Origin of the sequence: Burkholderia puraquae (genome assembly GCF_002099195.1) — a bacterium.
GTDB classification, from domain to species: Bacteria; Pseudomonadota; Gammaproteobacteria; order Burkholderiales; family Burkholderiaceae; genus Burkholderia; species Burkholderia puraquae.
Genome location: NZ_NBYX01000074.1, coordinates 1 through 748, shown reverse-complemented (window position 1 = coordinate 748; position 748 = coordinate 1). Strand labels below are relative to the sequence as shown.

The window sequence follows — 748 nt, the reverse complement described above, 5'->3', positions numbered from 1 at the left end:
CCGCCCGACGTCCACGTTAACCAGGGCGGCGCAAACGCCGGCTTCACGTCGCTGAACCGCGCGCTGGATTACCTGCAAGCGAACCCCGACAAAAGCGCCTGGGTGATGAACTGGGACGCGCCGAGCTTTCCGCCGAAGGACGCGCAGATCAACGAGAACATGGTGGTGCTGTTTCTCGTCGGGCCGAACTTCAAGACGGAGCGTGAACCGTTGGCGTGGATCGGCCGAGCGGCGACGGGCAACGTCAGGGACTAYGAGGCGAAGGCYGGCACCACGCGTGCGGTGCAGGCGTGGAAAGCCACCATCGACAGCGCGGCGCGCAATGCGGGGGTGTCGGTGCCGTCGCTGAACTTCGTGGTGCATGACGCGGGCCGCGGCGGCGAGGCGGCGTCGGAGCGGATCGGCGCGCTRTCGCAGACGTTGACGGAAGTGCTGCCGGACTACAACTTCAGCAAGCAGACGTTCAATACGCCTGCGTTGCTGGGCCCGATGGGCGCCGGTACGGCATTGACGGACGTGGTGCTGGCGATCGGGCGGGCGAATCACCTTGGCGAGAAGGTGCTGGTGGCGGGGACGACGGACGCGCAGCACCCGACGGCGGTAGTGGTGGTGCCGCCGTCGAAAGTCACGGCGATCGATCCGGACAAGGACTGGTTCCGTGCGCGGGGCGAGAACAATGCGTATCTGCCGTGGTGGGGCCGCCGTCACGACACCAACTACGGCATGCAGGGCTATTCCTACTGACCGG

1 pseudogene is annotated in these 748 nt (G+C 66.6%); it reads left to right on the top strand.

Going from position 1 to position 748, the window contains the following annotated elements:
• A pseudogene (locus B7G54_RS37840) lies at positions 1-744 on the top strand (virulence factor); the annotation flags it as partial.
• Positions 745-748: the final 4 nt, after the last annotated feature.